Source organism: Candidatus Microthrix subdominans, assembly GCA_016719385.1.
GTDB lineage: Bacteria > Actinomycetota > Acidimicrobiia > Acidimicrobiales > Microtrichaceae > Microthrix > Microthrix subdominans.
In genome coordinates this window covers 299,304-315,689 of record JADJZA010000008.1, presented here as the reverse complement: position 1 = coordinate 315,689, position 16,386 = coordinate 299,304, and the positions used below count along the sequence as shown (strand labels likewise).

The 16,386-nt window shown below is 71.4% G+C and carries 13 protein-coding genes; 6 read left to right on the top strand and 7 right to left on the bottom strand.

From position 1 onward, the window contains the following. Positions 1 to 5: 5 nt before the first annotated feature. On the bottom strand, positions 6 to 806 hold the full coding sequence (locus tag IPN02_15860) for a thioesterase family protein (GenBank protein ID MBK9298280.1): 801 nt from the start codon (positions 804 to 806) through the stop codon (positions 6 to 8). Between the two features lie 96 nt (positions 807 to 902). On the opposite strand from IPN02_15860, the gene IPN02_15855 reads away from it, so the two are divergent. Next, positions 903 to 1,958, top strand: coding sequence for a restriction endonuclease (locus IPN02_15855; protein MBK9298279.1), 1,056 nt, complete (start codon positions 903 to 905; stop codon positions 1,956 to 1,958). A 10-nt stretch (positions 1,959 to 1,968) separates the two neighbouring features. On the opposite strand, the gene IPN02_15850 is transcribed toward IPN02_15855, so the two are convergent. The 4 genes from IPN02_15850 to IPN02_15835 all read right to left on the bottom strand — a co-directional run bounded on the left by IPN02_15850 (position 1,969) and on the right by IPN02_15835 (position 5,175). Beyond that, the gene (locus tag IPN02_15850; protein ID MBK9298278.1) at positions 1,969 to 2,943 is read right to left on the bottom strand and encodes an SPFH/Band 7/PHB domain protein; all 975 of its coding nucleotides are present in this window, start codon (positions 2,941 to 2,943) and stop codon (positions 1,969 to 1,971) included. A gap of 10 nt (positions 2,944 to 2,953) precedes the next feature. Continuing rightward, complete coding sequence (locus IPN02_15845) at positions 2,954 to 3,463, bottom strand: NfeD family protein (protein MBK9298277.1); 510 nt, start codon at positions 3,461 to 3,463, stop codon at positions 2,954 to 2,956. A 41-nt stretch (positions 3,464 to 3,504) separates the two neighbouring features. Continuing rightward, complete coding sequence (locus tag IPN02_15840; GenBank protein MBK9298276.1) at positions 3,505 to 4,680, bottom strand: FIST C-terminal domain-containing protein; 1,176 nt, start codon at positions 4,678 to 4,680, stop codon at positions 3,505 to 3,507. 84 nt (positions 4,681 to 4,764) lie between these two features. Further along, positions 4,765 to 5,175 carry a hypothetical protein gene (locus IPN02_15835; GenBank protein MBK9298275.1) on the bottom strand — a complete coding sequence of 137 codons (411 nt, stop codon included), beginning with the start codon at positions 5,173 to 5,175 and terminating at the stop codon, positions 4,765 to 4,767. 79 nt (positions 5,176 to 5,254) lie between these two features. Here IPN02_15835 and tkt point away from each other — a divergent pair, with 79 nt between their 5' ends. The 5 genes from tkt (at position 5,255) to cofH (ending at position 14,187) form a co-directional block, all read left to right on the top strand. Beyond that, positions 5,255 to 7,246: a transketolase gene (gene tkt, locus IPN02_15830; protein MBK9298274.1), complete on the top strand. Its 1,992-nt coding sequence runs from the start codon at positions 5,255 to 5,257 to the stop codon at positions 7,244 to 7,246. Between the two features lie 69 nt (positions 7,247 to 7,315). After that, positions 7,316 to 8,407 carry a transaldolase gene (gene tal / locus IPN02_15825; protein ID MBK9298273.1) on the top strand — a complete coding sequence of 364 codons (1,092 nt, stop codon included), beginning with the start codon at positions 7,316 to 7,318 and terminating at the stop codon, positions 8,405 to 8,407. A 113-nt stretch (positions 8,408 to 8,520) separates the two neighbouring features. Continuing rightward, on the top strand, positions 8,521 to 10,668 hold the full coding sequence (locus IPN02_15820; protein MBK9298272.1) for a hypothetical protein: 2,148 nt from the start codon (positions 8,521 to 8,523) through the stop codon (positions 10,666 to 10,668). Continuing rightward, positions 10,658 to 11,737, top strand: a complete 1,080-nt coding sequence (locus IPN02_15815; GenBank protein MBK9298271.1) for a glycosyltransferase family 2 protein — start codon at positions 10,658 to 10,660, stop codon at positions 11,735 to 11,737. Before IPN02_15820 ends, IPN02_15815 begins: the two co-directional genes overlap by 11 nt. A 26-nt stretch (positions 11,738 to 11,763) precedes the next feature. Beyond that, a complete protein-coding gene (gene cofH, locus IPN02_15810) occupies positions 11,764 to 14,187 on the top strand; it encodes a 5-amino-6-(D-ribitylamino)uracil--L-tyrosine 4-hydroxyphenyl transferase CofH (protein ID MBK9298270.1) in 2,424 nt (807 codons plus the stop codon). A gap of 71 nt (positions 14,188 to 14,258) precedes the next feature. Here the strand turns inward: cofH and IPN02_15805 are convergent, their stop codons facing one another. Then, on the bottom strand, positions 14,259 to 15,440 hold the full coding sequence (locus IPN02_15805) for an L-lactate dehydrogenase (protein ID MBK9298269.1): 1,182 nt from the start codon (positions 15,438 to 15,440) through the stop codon (positions 14,259 to 14,261). Between the two features lie 9 nt (positions 15,441 to 15,449). Next, positions 15,450 to 16,364, bottom strand: coding sequence for an alpha/beta hydrolase (locus IPN02_15800; protein MBK9298268.1), 915 nt, complete (start codon positions 16,362 to 16,364; stop codon positions 15,450 to 15,452). Between the last annotated feature and the right edge of the window lie 22 nt (positions 16,365 to 16,386).

Genomic DNA, 16,386 nt, shown 5'->3' with positions numbered 1-16,386 from the left:
ACCGGTCACCCCGGCCGGCGGTTCCGACGGATGAGCACCTCCTGGGTGACCGTCGCCACGTGGACGCCCTCGGTGCTGTACACGTGGCCGACCGACAGTCCCCGCCCGTTGCCGAACCCCTGAGAGGTGGCGTCGAAGAGGTGCCACTCGGCCGGGTCGAAGGCCCGGTGGAACCAGATGGCGTGATCGAGGCTGGCCACCATGAACCGCTCGTGGTTCTCGCCGCCGGGCAGCGCCTCCGGGTGCTGGGGCAGCACCGCGTCGGTGGGCACGTCGTCGGACAGGTAGGCGAGCGCTGCGTGGGCGAGGCTCGGTTCCACCGGCCCGGGGGTGCGCATCCACAGCCCGGCCCAGGCACCCGGCTGGTCGGCCGTCCCCCGGGGAAGTGCCGGACGGCGCTCGAACATCGGCGACCAGGAGTCGTCGTCGACGCCCTCGGGTCCGGCGACGTCGGGCATGGCGATGGTCTGCAGCACCGACCCCTCCTCGGGTCGCTGGAAGGAGCAGGCCAGGTTCAAGATGGCACCGGTCGCCTGGCGGGCGACGACCCGCCGGGTGCAGAACGAGCGGCCGTTGCGAAGCCGGTCAACCTCGAAGCGCACCGGTTCGGTGTGGTCGCCCATGCGGATGAAGTAGGCGTGAATCGAGTGCAGCACGAACTCGTCGTCGACGGTCAGCTGAGCGGCGCGCAGGCCCTGAGCGACGATCTGACCCCCGTAGAGCCCGCCCCAGGGATATTGGGGTCCGGTGCCGACGAACACGTCCGTGCCGTGGGGTTCAAGCGCCATCATCCGGGCAAAATCCATGCCCAACCCTCGCCCACCGCCGTCCCGGCCGACCAGTTGGGCCCCGACCCACGTCGGGTCGGTGAGATTGTCACCCGTCCTCCCTAGGGTGGAGGCGTGTCCACACCAAGCTCGATCGGCGCCCGGCGGGGCGCAGCGCTGGAGGCGGTGATCCAGGCGTACTTCGCCCGGCACGGCTACGACACGCAGGCCAACCAGGTGGTGCAGGGCCGGTCGGGCAACGCCCACGAGCTCGACGTCGTCGCCCGGCGCAGCGACACCCTCACCGAGTACGTCACCGTCGTCGAGGCCAAGGCGTGGGGGGCCCGGGTCGGCAAGGACGTCGTGGCCAAGCTGGCCTACGTGCTGGCCGACCTGGGCCTGCACAAGGGCATCATCGCCGCACCGGGCGGCTTCAGCAGCGGGGCGACGGTTGCGGCCCGCGAGCTGGGGATCGAGCTGTGGGACGGCGCCGAGCTGGAGCGGCGCCTCGGCGCCGACGTGCTCGCCGCCGCCGCCCAGGGGCGCTGGGCGCAGCCACCCGGCGCTACCGCCACCGTTCGAGGCTTCGCCCACGCCCGTTCACCGGAGAGCGCTGCGGCCACACTGCGCCAGGCCGGCCGAGGCCGGCTGGGACTGGGCGGCGAGCGCCTGGTGTGGCAGGCCGCCCTGTGGCTGCCGGTGCACATCGTCACCTACCGGGTGGCCGACCCGGCCCCGCCGGCGCGCTTCGGTCGGCGCTCCGGGGCCAGCCGGTCGCGGCTGTTTCAGGTGGCCTACGACGGCCTCGATGGCGCAACGCTCCAGGGCGTGCCACTGGCCGACGACCGGCTGGAGGTGGCCGCCCGGGCGGCGATCGCTCCGCTGAGCGGGGTGGCCGAGATCACCCGGGCCGTGCGCAGCGCGCTCGGCGCGCTGCAACGCGTGTCCAGCGAGAGCGCCGTGCAGCGCCATCGCGCCGTGCTCGACGATGCCGGGCTGCCCGACGACGCCCTCACCATCACCGTCGAGGGCGACGAGCTTCACCACGTCCCCGTCTACGCCGGCCTGCTCGAGGGAAGCGCCGACCAGCGGGCCGTCGTCATCGACGCACTCGATGGGCGGCCGTGGGACGAGCTGTCCGATTCGGTCACTCGGCGCCTCGGCGAGGTTCGGGCGCACCTCAACGGCTGAGGGCCGCTGCTTAGCCGGCGGTGGGACGCTCGCCTTCGGAGCTCTCCTGAGTGGCCCGGAGCAGCTCGCCCACCCCGGCGATCGAGCTGAGCAGCCCCGAGGTGTCGGTCGGCAGGTAGATCTTGGTCGCCTGACCGTCGGCCATCGTGCCAAGGGTCTCCAGGTACTTGATGGCGATCAGGTCGTTGGTCGGGTCGCCGGCGTGGATGGCCCCGTAGACCTGCTCGATCGCCTTGGCCTCGCCCTCGGCGGTGGTGATCTGGCGGAACCGCTCGGCCTGGGCCAACGTCTGCACGGCTTCGGCCTCACCCTCCGCCTCGAGGATCTGCTGTTGGCGGATGCCCTCGGCCTTCAAGATGGCCGAGGCCTTCTGCCCCTCGGCGGTCTTGATCTCGGCCTCGCGGATGCCATCGGCCTCGAGCACGCGCGCCCGGCGTGTGCGCTCCGCCTTCATCTGCTCGTGCATCGCCGCCATGACGTCACCGGGGGGATCGATGCGCTGGATCTCCACGCGCACCACCCGAACGCCCCACTTGTCGGTGGCGTCGTCCAGGATCAAGCGCAGCTCGGTGTTGAGCGTGTCGCGCGAGGTGAGCGCCTCGTCGAGCGTGAGGTCACCGACGACGTTGCGCATGTTGGTCTGGGCCAGCTTGGTGACCGCCAGGACGAACTGAGCGACGTTGTACAGCAGGCGTCGGGGGTCGGTCGGCTCGTAGTAGATCACCGCATCGACCGACACGACGACGTTGTCGGAGGTGATCACCTCCTGGGGCGGTACGTCGATCACCTGTTCACGCATGTCGACCAAGCGGATCCGCTGGATGAACGGGACGATCAGGCGCAACCCCGAGTCGCGAGTGGCCTTGTATCGGCCCAGCTCCTCGACCACCCCCTGCTGATACGGGTTGATGATCTTGAACGAGGAGGCCACCACCACGAACAACAGGACGGCGATGACGATCAGGACGATGAGCGCTGCTTCCATGCGGGGAAGCCTAGGCCCCGCCCCCACCGCCCCCCGGTTCACCCAACGTCCAGACGGTGACCGGGTGGTAGCCGGTGCCCCGAACCACCAACCGGGTGCCCTCGACCCGCACGACGGTGATCGGGCTGCCCGCCGGCAGCTCGTGGCCATCCTCGCTGATCGCCCGCCACTCCTCGCTGCCCACCCTCGCCATGCCGACCACGTCGCCGCCCGGCCCGGCCGCCTCGGTCAGGACGCCGCTGGCGCCCGACAGCCGGGTGGCGCCCAACGGGGGCGCATCATCGGAGCGACGGTCCATTCGGTGCGCCAGGGGTCGCAGCGCAGCGAACGCTCCCACCGACGCGGCGATGAACAGACCCCACTGAACGACCTCGGCGGCGCCGAGAAAGGCGGCCGACATGGCGAACAGGGCACCGATGGCAAACCCGATCAGAAAGAAGGCGCCGGGCGTGGCCAGCTCGCCAACGAGGAAGACGACGAACGCCACCATCCAGATCCAACCCCAGTCGCCTGCGTCCATGGGGCTCAGGTTACCGGGACGGTGACCGTCCGGCGCGGCCGTCACCCATCCCGGCCTGCACCGGGCCCAGCCCCACCGAACAAGGCGACGGCGGCGCTGTAGGTGTGCACCTTGCTCATGCCGGCGATCGGGCCCAGCTCCGCCGTGCAGAACATGCCGGCGAGCGCGCCCGCACCGCTGACGTCGGCCACCGCTGTCGCGTCGTGATGGGGCTCCCCGAACAGGGCGGCACCGCGACCGACGCAGGTGAATACCAGCGCCGCCGCCGCCGGCCCGGCATCTTTGAGGAGCCTGGCCAGCTCGGCCTCGGCGCTCGCCGGGTCCCGCACCTGAAACTGCACGATGGAGCCAAGCGCCAACTGCTCGCCCACCGCCAACGAGCCGGTGTCGGTCTCGGCGCCGATCACGTTGCGGACGACGAAGTCGCCACGGTCGAAGTCCACCCGATGCTCGTCGACGACCAGCCCCAGGTGCAATCCCCGGGCGGCCAGCTCGCGGTCGTCGGGCTCGAGCTGGCCGGCCAGCTCGCGAATGCGGGTCAGGGGTGACCGCCCCGCCAGCTCGGTCAGCATCGTGCCCTCGGCGCCGGTGACCACCATCGGCTCACCGATGGGCCGGCAGCCCTGGGCGACCAGCGTGCGCATCGGCACGCTGTCGGCGATGCGCAGGCCAACCGCTCCCCCGGTGCGCAGTTCGGTGCCCTCGAACAACAGCGGCGCCGGCGGAACGCCGACCGGCGGCGCCAGCCCGCCCACCACGACCAGCTCGGGGGCCCGCAGCGCCAGGTTGGCGAGCAGGCCGCTCGTCGGCAGACCATCGGGGTCGCCGACCAACAGCAGGTGGCCGGTGGCGTCGACCAGCTCGGAGGTGCCCCCGATCATCACGCCGTCCGCAACCGAGGCCACGTCGAAGGACACCGGCTCGACGGCCTCGCCCAGCCTGGCCGCCCACACCGACAGCGACGCCCGACCCTCGACCTCGCGTGCGCCGGCCAGCGTGCCGCTGCTGGCGGCACCGAGGCAGATGCGCGGCGACAGCAGAGCGTCGATCGCCCGCAGCGACGCACCGGCCGATGCGACGTGGTCGCCCGAGCAGAACACGATGACGACGTCGGGGGCCGGACCCGGACCCAACGTCTCGGAGATCTCGCCGCACACCTCGCCCACCGCATGCGGGGTCAGCGGGTGTTCCGACCCGGCTGCGGCGAAGCGCCTCACCCGTCCGCTACTGGAGAGGCACCCCCCCCCCCCCCCCCCCCCCCCCCCGGGCCCGCCCCCCCCCCCCGTGTTGGGTTCCACCGCTCAGCCCTCCGCTACTGGAGCAAGCAACGTGTAGGGCACGACGACCGGCTCACCGCGGTCGATGCAGCAGCGGGCCTCGACCGTGCCCAGGTCGGGAAACTCGAGTTCGGCACGCACGAGTCGGTAGGCGAACTTGCCCGGCTCGACCCCGACCGGCTGCACGTTGCGGGCGATCTGCTCCGCCGTACCGTCGGGCTGGTCGAGGAGGTGGAAGGTGACCTCGAGCACCCCGTCCGGCGCCCCGTCGGGCTCGTTGCGGACGATCACGACCAGGTGCGGGGTCACCGTCACCGGCGGAGCGGAGGGCGCCGGCGCCGAAAAGTGCACGCCGGTGAGATCGATCCGGGTCGACGGGCCGGGGACCGGACGCAGCTCGATCTCGTCGGTGAACAGGGCGGCGACAATCTGCATATAGGCCACCGTACCGGGCCTGCGGTACCGTCGCTCCCGACCCCCGTCGTCCCGAACCACACTGCCGAGGTGCCCGCCGATGTCCACGATCGATCCCCTGGAAGAGCGCTGCATCTCCGTCGTGCGTGCGCTGGCGATGGACGGCCCACAGGCGGCCAACTCGGGCCACCAGGGCACCGCGATGGCCCTTGCGCCGTTGGCGCACGTGTTGTGGACCCGCGTGATGTCCTATGACCCGGCGGATCCGGACTGGGCCGATCGCGACCGATTCGTGCTCTCGGCGGGTCACGCGTCGATCCTGCAGTACTCGATGCTGCACCTCACCGGCTACCCCCTGACCCTGGACGATCTCAAGGAGTTCCGCCAGTGGGGCAGCGCCACGCCGGGCCACCCCGAAGCCGGTCACACCGCCGGCATCGAGGTGACGACCGGACCACTGGGGCAGGGCTTCGGCAACGCTGTCGGCATGGCGCTGGCCGAGCGCAGCCTGCGGGCCCGTCTCGGCGCCGACTTCATCGATCACCATACGTGGACGATCGTCTCCGACGGCGACCTGATGGAGGGCATCAGCCACGAGGCCGCTTCGCTCGCAGGCGCACAGGGACTCGGCCGGCTGACGGCGATCTACGACGACAACCACATCACGATCGACGGCGTGACCGAGATCGCCTTCTGCGACGACACGCCGCAGCGTTTCGCCGCCTACGGCTGGGAGGTGATCGAGCTCGGCGAGGCCGGCGATGACCTGGACGCCATCCAGGCTGCGCTCGAAGCGTCCAAGACGGACGAGACCCGGCCGACGCTGATCGTGCTGCGCACCCGGGTCGGGACGCCCTCGCCCACCTGGACCGACAACCCCAAGGCCCACGGCAACCCGTTCAACGCCGAGACGATCGCCGAGGCCAAGGAGCAGATGGGCCTGCCCGCCGACAAGTCGTTCTACGTGCCCGACGAGGTCGCCGAGTTCTACCGCTCGGCAGCCTCCCGCCGCGCTGAGGCACACGCCGAGTGGACGGAGCGCACCGAGGCCGCCCCGGCGGCGGAACGCGACGCCTTCACAGCCGACTGGTCGGCCCGCCCGACCGTCGATATCGCCGCGGCACTGCCCGTCTTCGGCCCCGACGACTCGCCGGCGACCCGGGTGGCGTCCCAGAAGGTGATCGACGCCCTGGCACCGCTCACGCCGTCGTTGTTCGTCGGCTCCGCCGACCTGTCGGGCAACACCGGCACCAAGCTCGCCGGTGCGGACTTCCAATCGGCCGAGCATCCGGCCGGCATGGCGATGCACTACGGGGTGCGTGAGCATGCGATGGCCGCCGCCTCGGTGGGCATGGCGCTGCACGGTGGCGTGTGGCCGGTCGGCGGGACCTTCCTGGTGTTCAGCGACTACGCCCGGCCCTCGGTGCGCCTGGCCGCGCTGTCCAAGGCCCGCGCGGTGTTCGTGTGGAGCCACGATTCGGTCGGAGTGGGCGAGGACGGCCCCACCCACCAGCCGGTCGAGCAGGTGATGTCACTGCGCACGATCCCCGGGCTCACCGTGTTCCGGCCGGCCGACGGCAACGAGACCGCTGCGGCGTGGGCGGCCGCCGCCGACGTCGACGGCCCGGTGGCGATGATCCTGTCCCGTCAGGGCACCCCCACCCTCAGCACCAGCGCCGATCGGGCCGCCGAGGGTGTGGCCAAGGGCGCCTACGTGGTCGCCGACCCGAGCGAAACGGACAGGGGTGAAGCCCGGGTCACACTCGTCGCCACCGGCACCGAGGTGGCGGTGGCGATCGAGGCGGCCGAGGCGCTCGCCGCCGATGGCATTGGGGCCCGCGTCGTCTCGATGCCCTGCTGGGAACTCTTCGAGGCCGCCGGTCCCGCCTACCGGGCGGAGGTGTTGCCCGATGGTCGGCCGGTCGTTTCGGTCGAGGCCGGGGTCACTTTGGGGTGGCACCGCTGGGCCGATGCCACCGTCGGCATCGACCGCTTCGGCGCCTCGGCGCCCGGCGGAACCGTGCTCGACCGGCTCGGGATCAACCCGACGGCGGTCGCCGAAGCCGCCCGAGGCCTGCTCGACGATCGGTAGGCTCCAACCGGGCGGTACCCGCCCGACCGGGGACTCCCCCACCCCACGCACATGAGCACCGGAGACAACGTGAGCCAGCTGATCAAACTGCACGAAGACTGCGGACAGAGCCCCTGGCTCGACAACATCACCCGAGGGTGGATCACCTCGGGTGAGATGCGTCGCTGGATCGACCGGGGCGTGCGGGGCATCACCTCCAACCCGACGATCTTCCAGAAGGCGATGGCCTCGGCCGATTACGACGAGGAGCTGGCACGCCTCACCCGCAGCGGCGCATCGGTCGAGGAGGCCTACTGGCAGCTGGTTGGCAGCGACATCTCGGCGGCCGCCGATCTGTTGTCCGGCGTGCACGAGAGTTCGGGCGGCGTCGATGGCTGGGTGTCGGTCGAGGTGTCACCTGCGCTGGCCCACGACACCGAGGGCACGATCGAGGCGGCCAGGGAGCTGTCCCGCAACCTCGCCCTGGACAACCTGTACGTCAAGGTGCCGGCGACCGCTGAGGGCATCGAGGCGATCCGGGTGCTCACTTCCGAGGGCATCCCGGTCAACGTCACGCTGATCTTCGGCCTCGAGCGGTACGCCGACGTGATCGAGGCCTACCTGAGCGGGCTCGAGGCCCACAAGGGCACCCTCAGCCACATCTCCAGCGTCGGATCGTTCTTCATCTCCCGGGTCGACACCGAGGTCGACCGGCGCTTGACCGAGGTAGGCACCGACGACGCGCTCGACCTGCTGGGCACAGCGGCGATCACCCAGGGCAAGCTGGCCTACCAGCTGGCGATGACGGCGTTCAGCGGTTCCCGCTGGGATGCCCTCGAGGAGCGCGGCGCCAAGCTGCAGCGACCCCTGTGGGCGTCGACGTCGACCAAGAACCCCGATTACCCCGACACCTATTACGTCGACTCGCTGATCGGCCCCAACACGGTCAACACCCTGCCGGAGGCCACCCTGGAGGCCTTCGACGATCACGGCAACCTGGTGTCCACCCTCGACGCCAGCCCGGAGGCAGACCAGAAGCGCTGGGAGCAGCTGGGCGAGCTGGTCGACCTCGACGAGGTATCGGCCAAGCTCGAGGCCGAGGGCGTGGCCAGCTTCGCCACGAGCTTCGACGACGTGCTCGCCACGTTGGCCGAGCGCGTCGGCCCCTCGGTCGACGGATAGACCACCGACAGCGTGACCGATCGACCGGCAGGCCCCGGCGCTCCGGCCGACCGTGCCGTGCCACCCAAAGGATCCGGGTGCCCCGCGACCGGGGTGGTCTCCGACTCCACACCGTGACCACCGAGACCACCGGGACCAACGCGACCGGCCCGCGCGTCGAGGCGATCCCGGGCGGCCTCGTCCGCCTCGGCGCTCGGATCGACCGGTGGCGCACTCCGACCGACCCGACCACCGGTGTGGAGCCTGCCCGTTCGTCCTCGCCGGGCTGGTTGCGCCTGATCGGCCCGGGGATCGGGGTCGTCGTCGGACTGATCCTCGTCCGAGGGGTGCTGGGCGGCGGTCTGCCCGAGGGCGACGATGCGCCCTACCACGTGGCCAAGAACCTGTTCGCGTTCAGCGAGATCTTCGGGCGCGGTCACCTCGATGGGTGGGCCCCCACCTTTTCGATGGGTTCGGAACAGTTCTTGCTCTACGGCCCCGGCTCGGCGCTGGTCGCGTCGGCGCTGCGGCTGTTCACGTTCGGCACCGTCGATCACCCAACTCTGGTGGCGTGGGTGGGCGCCCTGGGCTACGTCGCCACCGCTCCGGCGGCCTACTTTTTCGCCCGGGGCCTCCGGCTGGGGCGGGTCGGCGCGTCGGTCGTCGGCGTCGCCTCCCTGTGCGTTTCGGTCCCCTTCGGCACCGGGCTGGCGGGCACGTTCGATCTGGGCCTCATCCCCCATCAGCTGGCCGTCCCACTCGTCCTCGTCACCCTTGGCGCCCTCGTGCAGGTCGTCGAGTCTCCCGACCGCCGTTGGGTCACCTTGGCGGCGGTTGCGGCGATGGGGGTGACGGTCACCCACCTGACCTCGGCGCTGGTCACCCTGGCCGCCTTCGCCGTGATGATGCTGTGCCACTGGGCGACGCCCGTCCGCGACCGGGTCCGGAGACCGCCGAGCGACGGGCTCTTCGCCGCCTACCGGTTGGCCCTGGCCGGCGTTCTGGCCGCCGGCTTCGGCGCCTGGTGGCTGCTGCCCCTGGCGGAGAACCCCGGCCCCCGTCCGTCGACCGCCACGTGGAGAACCCCGCCCTTCGGTGAGGAGGTGCAGCGGTTGCTGCGCACCCGGTTGTGGGCGTCCCAGGTGGTGGTCGCGCTCACCCTGGCGGCGCTGGCAGCCTGTGCGATCTGGCTGATCGTCGGATCCGAGGCGCTCTCACGGCTGGGGCGCTGGCGGGTTGCGGTCGTCGCCGCCGGGCCGGCGCTGCTGGTCCTGCTGTACGCGATGTATCACGTGCTGCCCGGCGACACCGGATTGCTGATGGTCAACCGGGGCACCGGGTATGCGGCGCTGCTGTGGATCCTCCCCATCGGGGTGGTTGCCGACCGTTTGGTCGCCCGCAGAAGCGACCGGGTCGCCATGGCGTTGCCGGCGGCATTGGGCCTGATCGTCGTCGTCATGCCCGCTCTCGTGCCCGCGTCCGGGTATGCCCATCGGGCGGTGCCGCCCCGACCCGAGCTGCAGGCGGCCGGGCGGGTGCTGGCCGACTCGGTTCCGCCCGAGGGACGCTTCGCCTGGGTGCACGAGCGAGGCTTCGACACCAGCTTCGGCCCGGTCCACCCCGAGCTGTGGCTGGCGATGGACTCCGAGTCGGCCACGTTGAACGGGTTCGGCGGCGAGACGATCAGTCCGGTCGACACGTTCCTCCAGTATCGGTTGGCCTCGATCGACCCGCGCCAGGCCGAGCCGCTGTTAATTCGTGACGGCGTGACGCACTTGGTCGGCCGCACAAGCACCCTGGCCGCCTACGCCGAGCAGCCGGGGTGGCGCCCCGTTCTGGTCGACGGCGAGTTGACCGTGCTCGAACACATCGACGACGTCACGCTGGCCGCACCGTTGAACGACCAGCGCACCGAGCTGCTCGCCTGGAGTCCCGAACGGGTGCGGTGGCGCACCGAGGGCGCCGAGGAGTTGGTGACCGGCCTGCCCGCCTTCCCCAAGTGGCACCTGAGCATCGACGGCACAGCGATCACAGCCAATGAGCGCGGCGGGTTCCTCACCGCCCGGCTGCCCGACGCCGGCCGCCACATCGTCGAAGCGACGTTTCGGCGGTCCCGGGCGGACCGGCTGGGCGTTGCGATCACCCTGGTCTTCCTGCTCGCACGCTTCGGGCTCCCCGTCGTCCGACGGCGTCGCGGGACGGGACCGGCCTCGGCCGTGAGCGAAGCGGACGGCCTGGCTGCGGACAAGGATCGAGCGGAGAAGGGCGGCGATGATGGCTGAGACACCCGGATGTACCGCACACGCGCCGCCGGCCCGCCGTCCCGTGTTGTCGGTGGTCGCACCGGTGTTTGACGAGGCCGCAGCGATTGGCGAATTTCATCGGCGGCTGATCGCCGCCCTGGACCACCTGGACGACATCTCACCCGACCGCTGCGAGGTCGTCTACGTCGACGACGGTTCGACCGACGGCTCGGACGCCGAGCTGGCGGCGCTCGTCGACGCCGACCCGCGGGTCGGCGTCGTCACCCTGTCGCGCAACTTCGGCCATCAGGTGGCGATCACCGCCGGGCTGGATCGCTCCGGCGGCGACGCGGTGGTCATCATCGACTCCGATCTCCAGGACCCACCCGAGCTGATCGCCGAGCTGGTCACCCAGTGGCGCCTCGGCGCCCAGGTCGTGCACGCCGTCCGCAACGAACGCCGGGGCGAGAGCCGCTTCAAGGTCGCCACCGCCAAGTGGTTTTACCGGGGCATCCGGCGCCTGACCGACCTCGACATCCAGCTCGACGCCGGGGATTACCGCCTGTTGGACCGCCAGGTGGTCGAGGTGCTCACCTCGATGCGCGAGCGGCACCGCTTCGTGCGGGGCATGGTCGCCTGGGCCGGTTTTCGACAGGTTTGTGTGGCGTACGACCGTTCGGCCCGGTACGCGGGGACGACCAAGTACTCGATGGGTCGCATGGTGCGCCTGGCGATCAACGCGGTCACGTCGTTCTCCTTCGTTCCCCTCCAGCTGGCCACCCTGGTCGGCTTCCTGGTCGCCACCGCCGCGCTGGTCGCCGTTCCGATCGTGATCGTCGCCCGAGCGTTGGGTTCGCCTTTTCTGTCCGGACAGACCACCGTGCTGCTGGTCGTCCTCGGCCTCGGGGGGTTGCAGATGATGTTTCTCGGGGTAATCGGCGAATACGTCGGGCGCATCGTCGAGGAGGTGAAGGCGCGTCCCCTCTACGTCGTGGTGCCCCAGGAGCACGACGACGCGGGCCCGGTCGGGGACGAACCTCCGGATGCAGCGCCGGCGCTGGACAAACCGGCGGGAGACAATCGGGCGAGGCACGAGGAGCCGTCGTGACCTCGGGGATCGGGGGTGGGCGGGATATGGTCGCCGGCATGGCACTTCCCCCTTCGGCGCTCGAAGCCCAGGCGCTGCTCGACCTGCCGCTGTCCGAGCTGACCGAGCGGGCCGCCGCCCGGCGAGACCGTGCGTTTGGCAACCGGGTGACGTTCTCCCCCAAGGTGTTCATCCCGTTGACGATGTTGTGCGCGGATCGCTGTGGGTATTGCACCTTCGCCCAACCGCCGGCCCGGCTCGACCACCCCTACCTCGACCTGGACACCGTGCTCGCCATCGCCGCCGCCGGGGCCGAGGCCGGGTGTCACGAGGCCCTGTTCACGCTGGGCGAACGCCCCGAGCTGCGCTACCCGGCGGCGCGACGCTGGCTGGACGACCATGGCTACGAGTCGACCGTGCACTACGTCGTCGAGGCCGCCCAGGCCGTGCTGAACGAGACGGGCCTGCTGCCCCACGCCAACGCCGGGGCGCTGTTTCCCGAGGAGCTCCAGGCCCTGCGCCGGGTGTCGCCCTCGCAGGGCATGATGATCGAGAGCCTGCGCGACGACCTCGATGCCCATCGGGGCTCGCCCGACAAGGTGCCGGCCCGGCGTCTGGCCACCCTGGACTGGGCTGGCGAGCTGGCGATCCCCTTCACCACCGGCATCCTCGTCGGTATCGGCGAAACCCGCGCCGACCGGGTTGACGCACTCGCTGCCATCGCCGAATCGCATCACCGTCACCGCCACGTGCAGGAGGTGATCGTCCAGAACTTCCTGCCCAAGGGCGGCACCGCCATGTGGCGCTCGGAGCCGTGCCCCGACGACGCCTACCTGGAGGCGATCGCGCTCGCCCGGTTGATCCTGCCCGACGACGTGGCCATCCAGGCGCCTCCCAACCTGTCCGACGACTTCGGCCACCTGCTTGCGGCGGGCGTCTCCGACTGGGGCGGCGTCTCGCCGATCACCGCCGATCACGTCAACCCGGAGCGACCCTGGCCCGATCGTGATCGGCTGTTCGAGGTGACCGAGGCCGCCGGGTTTACCCTGGCGCCCCGCCTGACCGTGCACCCCGCCTGGGCCACCCGGCCCGAGCATTGGTTGGACCCGGCGCTGCGCTTCGCCGTGCTCGACCGCTCCGATGCCGAGGGCCTGGCCCGGGACGATCCGGGCTCGGTCTTTCCCGAGCGGATCAAGGAGCGGGCGGCCGCCCAGGTGGCCGACGGCGCCGAGGTGGAACTGATCGGCATCGACTCCACCCAGTGGTACTCGGGCGTCCCCATCGAGCCCCCGGTGCTCGTCCCGGAGCGGCTCGACCCGCCCTCGGCCGGCACGCCCAACCGAGGCGGCGCGGTCGCCGAGACGCTGGCGGCGTTCGAGGCCGGCGAGGCGCTGGACGAGGACCGGATCGTCACCCTGTTTGGCGCCCGAGGGCCCGAGGTGGCGGCGGTCGCCGACGCCGCCGACCGGCTGCGCGCCGCGGTGGCCGGCCCCGAGGTGACCTACGTGGTCAACCGCAACATCAACTACACCAACGTGTGCACGTTCAAGTGCAAGTTCTGTGGCTTCTCCAAGGGCCCACTGTCGCTCAACCTGAGGGGCACCCCCTACCTGCTCACCCTCGACGACATCGCCGAGCGGGCCGCAGAGGGCTGGAACCTCGGGGCCACCGAGGTGACGCTCCAGGGCGGCATCCACCCCAAGTTCGACGGCGACTACTACCTGGACGTGGCGCGGGCGGTCAAGGAGGCCGTGCCCGACATGCACGTCCACGGGTTCACCGCGCTCGAGGTGACCGAGGGGGCCAAGCGCCTCGACGAGGACCTCGAGAGCTACCTGCGACGCCTGGCCGAGGCCGGCCTGGCCTCGCTGCCCGGCACCGCCGCCGAGATTCTCGACGACGAGGTTCGGGCGGTGCTCTGCCCCGACAAGATCGACACCGAGGAGTGGCTGGAGGCCCACCGGGTAGCCCACCGCGTCGGGCTGCGGTCCAATGTCACGATCATGTTCGGGTCGGTCGAGCACCCCCGGCACTGGGCCCGCCACCTCATCCGAACCCGTGAGCTTCAGGTCGAGACCGGGGGCTTTACCGAGTTCGTGCCCTTGCCATTCGTGCACATGGCCAGCCCGATCTACCTGCAGCGGCAATCCCGCCGGGGACCCACCTGGCGCGAGGTCGTGTTGATGCACGCGGTCGGTCGGCTCGCCTATCGGGGTCTCATCGACAACATCCAGGCCTCCTGGGTGAAGCTGGGCCTCGGCGGGGCGCGCCAGTTGCTTCAGGCCGGGGTGAACGACCTGGGCGGCACGCTGATGGACGAGAACATCTCGCGGGCCGCCGGCGCCGAGCACGGGACGATGGCCACCGAGGCCGACTTCGCAGCCATCGCCGGCTCGCTCGACCGCAGCGTTCGGCAGCGTTCGACGCTCTACGGCACGGTCGACCCCCGGCGCGCCCCAGCCGGCGTGTAATCACCAGGTCGACGCTCGGCACCGAGCAATTCGGACCCACCCGCATCCTCGTCGGGCCGCCCGAGGTCGCCCTACAACAGGTGGTCCGCCCCCAGCTTGGCCACGTCGTCGGTTCCGGTGAGGCCCATCGCCACCGCCAGCTCATCGCGCAGGATCTGGAGCAGGTGGGTCACGCCGGCCTCGCCGTCGACGGCGACCGCCCACGCCCACGGGCGGCCGACCAGGCAGGCCCTGGCGCCCAGCGACATCATCTTCAGCACGTCGAGGCCGCTGCGGACCCCGCCGTCGACCAGGACCTCCACCCGATCGCCGACCGCCTCGACCACCGCCGGCAATGCGGCCGCCGTCGAGGGCACGGCGTCGAGCTGGCGGCCGCCGTGGTTGGACACGACCACCGCCTCCACCCCGGCGTCGGCGGCCGCCCGGGCGTCCTCGGGGTCGAGGATGCCCTTGAGCACGATCGGCCCGTCCCAGTGGGCGCGCACCCAGGCCAGGTCGCCCCAGGTGACCGACGGGTCGAACTGGGCGTCCACCCAGGTCCGAAAGTCGTCGGGTGAGGTGGCGCCCGGCACCGCGTCGGTGAGGTTGCCGAACGTGTGCGGTCGGCCGCCGAGGCCGACGTCGCGCACCCAGCGCAGGTGACGCACGCGGTCGATGCCCCGCACCGCCTTGCCCAGGGCCGAGATATCGCCACCCAGGCCGTTGCGGGTATCGCGGTAACGGGCGCCGACCACCGCCAGGTCGGCGGTGAGCACCAGCACCCGACACCCGACCGCCTGGGCCCGTGCCATCAGCGCCTCGGCGTACGAGCGGTCGCGCATGACGTAGAGCTGGAACCACGGGGGCCGTTCGGTCGCCTGGGCCACCTCCTCGACCGAACAGATCGAGACGGTCGACTCGACAAAGCTCACCCCGGCTCGTTCGGCCGCCCTGGCCGCCTGCACCTCGGCGCGGGCGGCAAACATGCCGGCCAGCCCAACCGGCGCCAGGATCACCGGCAACTCGAGGCGCTCGCCCAGCACGGTCGTGCCCATCGACCGATTCGAGACGTCGCGCATCACCCGCTGTCGCAGCGAGATCGCCTCCAGATCGGCGGTGTTGGCCGCCAGGGTCGCCTCCTCGTAGGCGCCACCGTCGATGTAGTCGAACATCTGGCGGGGCAGCCGACGTCGGGCCGCCTCCCGATAGTCGCGCACCGAGGCCACCGCCAGCCCCAGCGAGCGATCCCGGCCGAACGCGTTGAGCATCATCATCACAGTCTCTCAGAGGCCGGCGGCCGCCGTGATCAGCTCGGCCCAGCGCACCAGCGGGAACGCGTGGCCGGCGCCGGGCAATGTCTCGACGGTGACCTCGGCGGAGACGAGGCCCTCCGCCAGCCAGGCGCCCATCGCCGGGGGGCAGACGGCGTCGGCGTCGCCGAGCACCAGGTGGCAGGGTGCCACCACCGCTGGCAGGTCGGGGGTCGCCAGCTGGGCGGCCAGGTCGCGCTCCAGGCCCACCGTTCCCGAGCGGACCGATGCCAGCACCGATTCACCCAACCGCTGCGCCGCGCCCGGCACCGCCTCCACCTCGGTGCGGTGCGGTGCTTCGTCGCCCAACGCGATGGTGATCGCCAGGTCGAGGTCGACATCGGGCGGGACGAGCAAGGGCGCAATGTCGGCGACGTCAGCCTCGTCGAAGCCGAAACGATCCGGGGCGGCCACCGGCCAGGACTCGGCCGGAGCGAGCGGAGCGGCCAACACCAACCGGGACACGAGCGCCGAATGGCGAGCGGCCAGCGTCAGCCCGAACAGCGCCCCCGCCGACCAGGCCATCACCCCGACCCGTTCCACGTCGAGGTGCCCGCACAGCTCAGCGAGGTCATCGGCGACCGACGCCGGGGTGGCCCCCGGGTCGACGTCGCTGTCCCCGAAGCCCGGCCGGTCGATGAGCACCTGGCACACGCCGGGCACCGCAGGGTCGGGGGGCGTCGCCAGTCGGCTGTCGGGCGTGCCGTGCACGACGAGCACCACCGGGGCCGCCGGGTCACTGGAAACGGCGCCTTCACCGGAGTCGTTTTCGTTCCGGGCCGTGGGCCCGACCAGCTCGTAGGCGAGCCTCCGACCGTCGGCCAGGTCGAGGCGCTGCACCCCGTCGGCATCGGTGCTGGGCGCGATCGTCGCTCGGCGTTCGGGCATCGGACCACGCTACCGGGGCAAC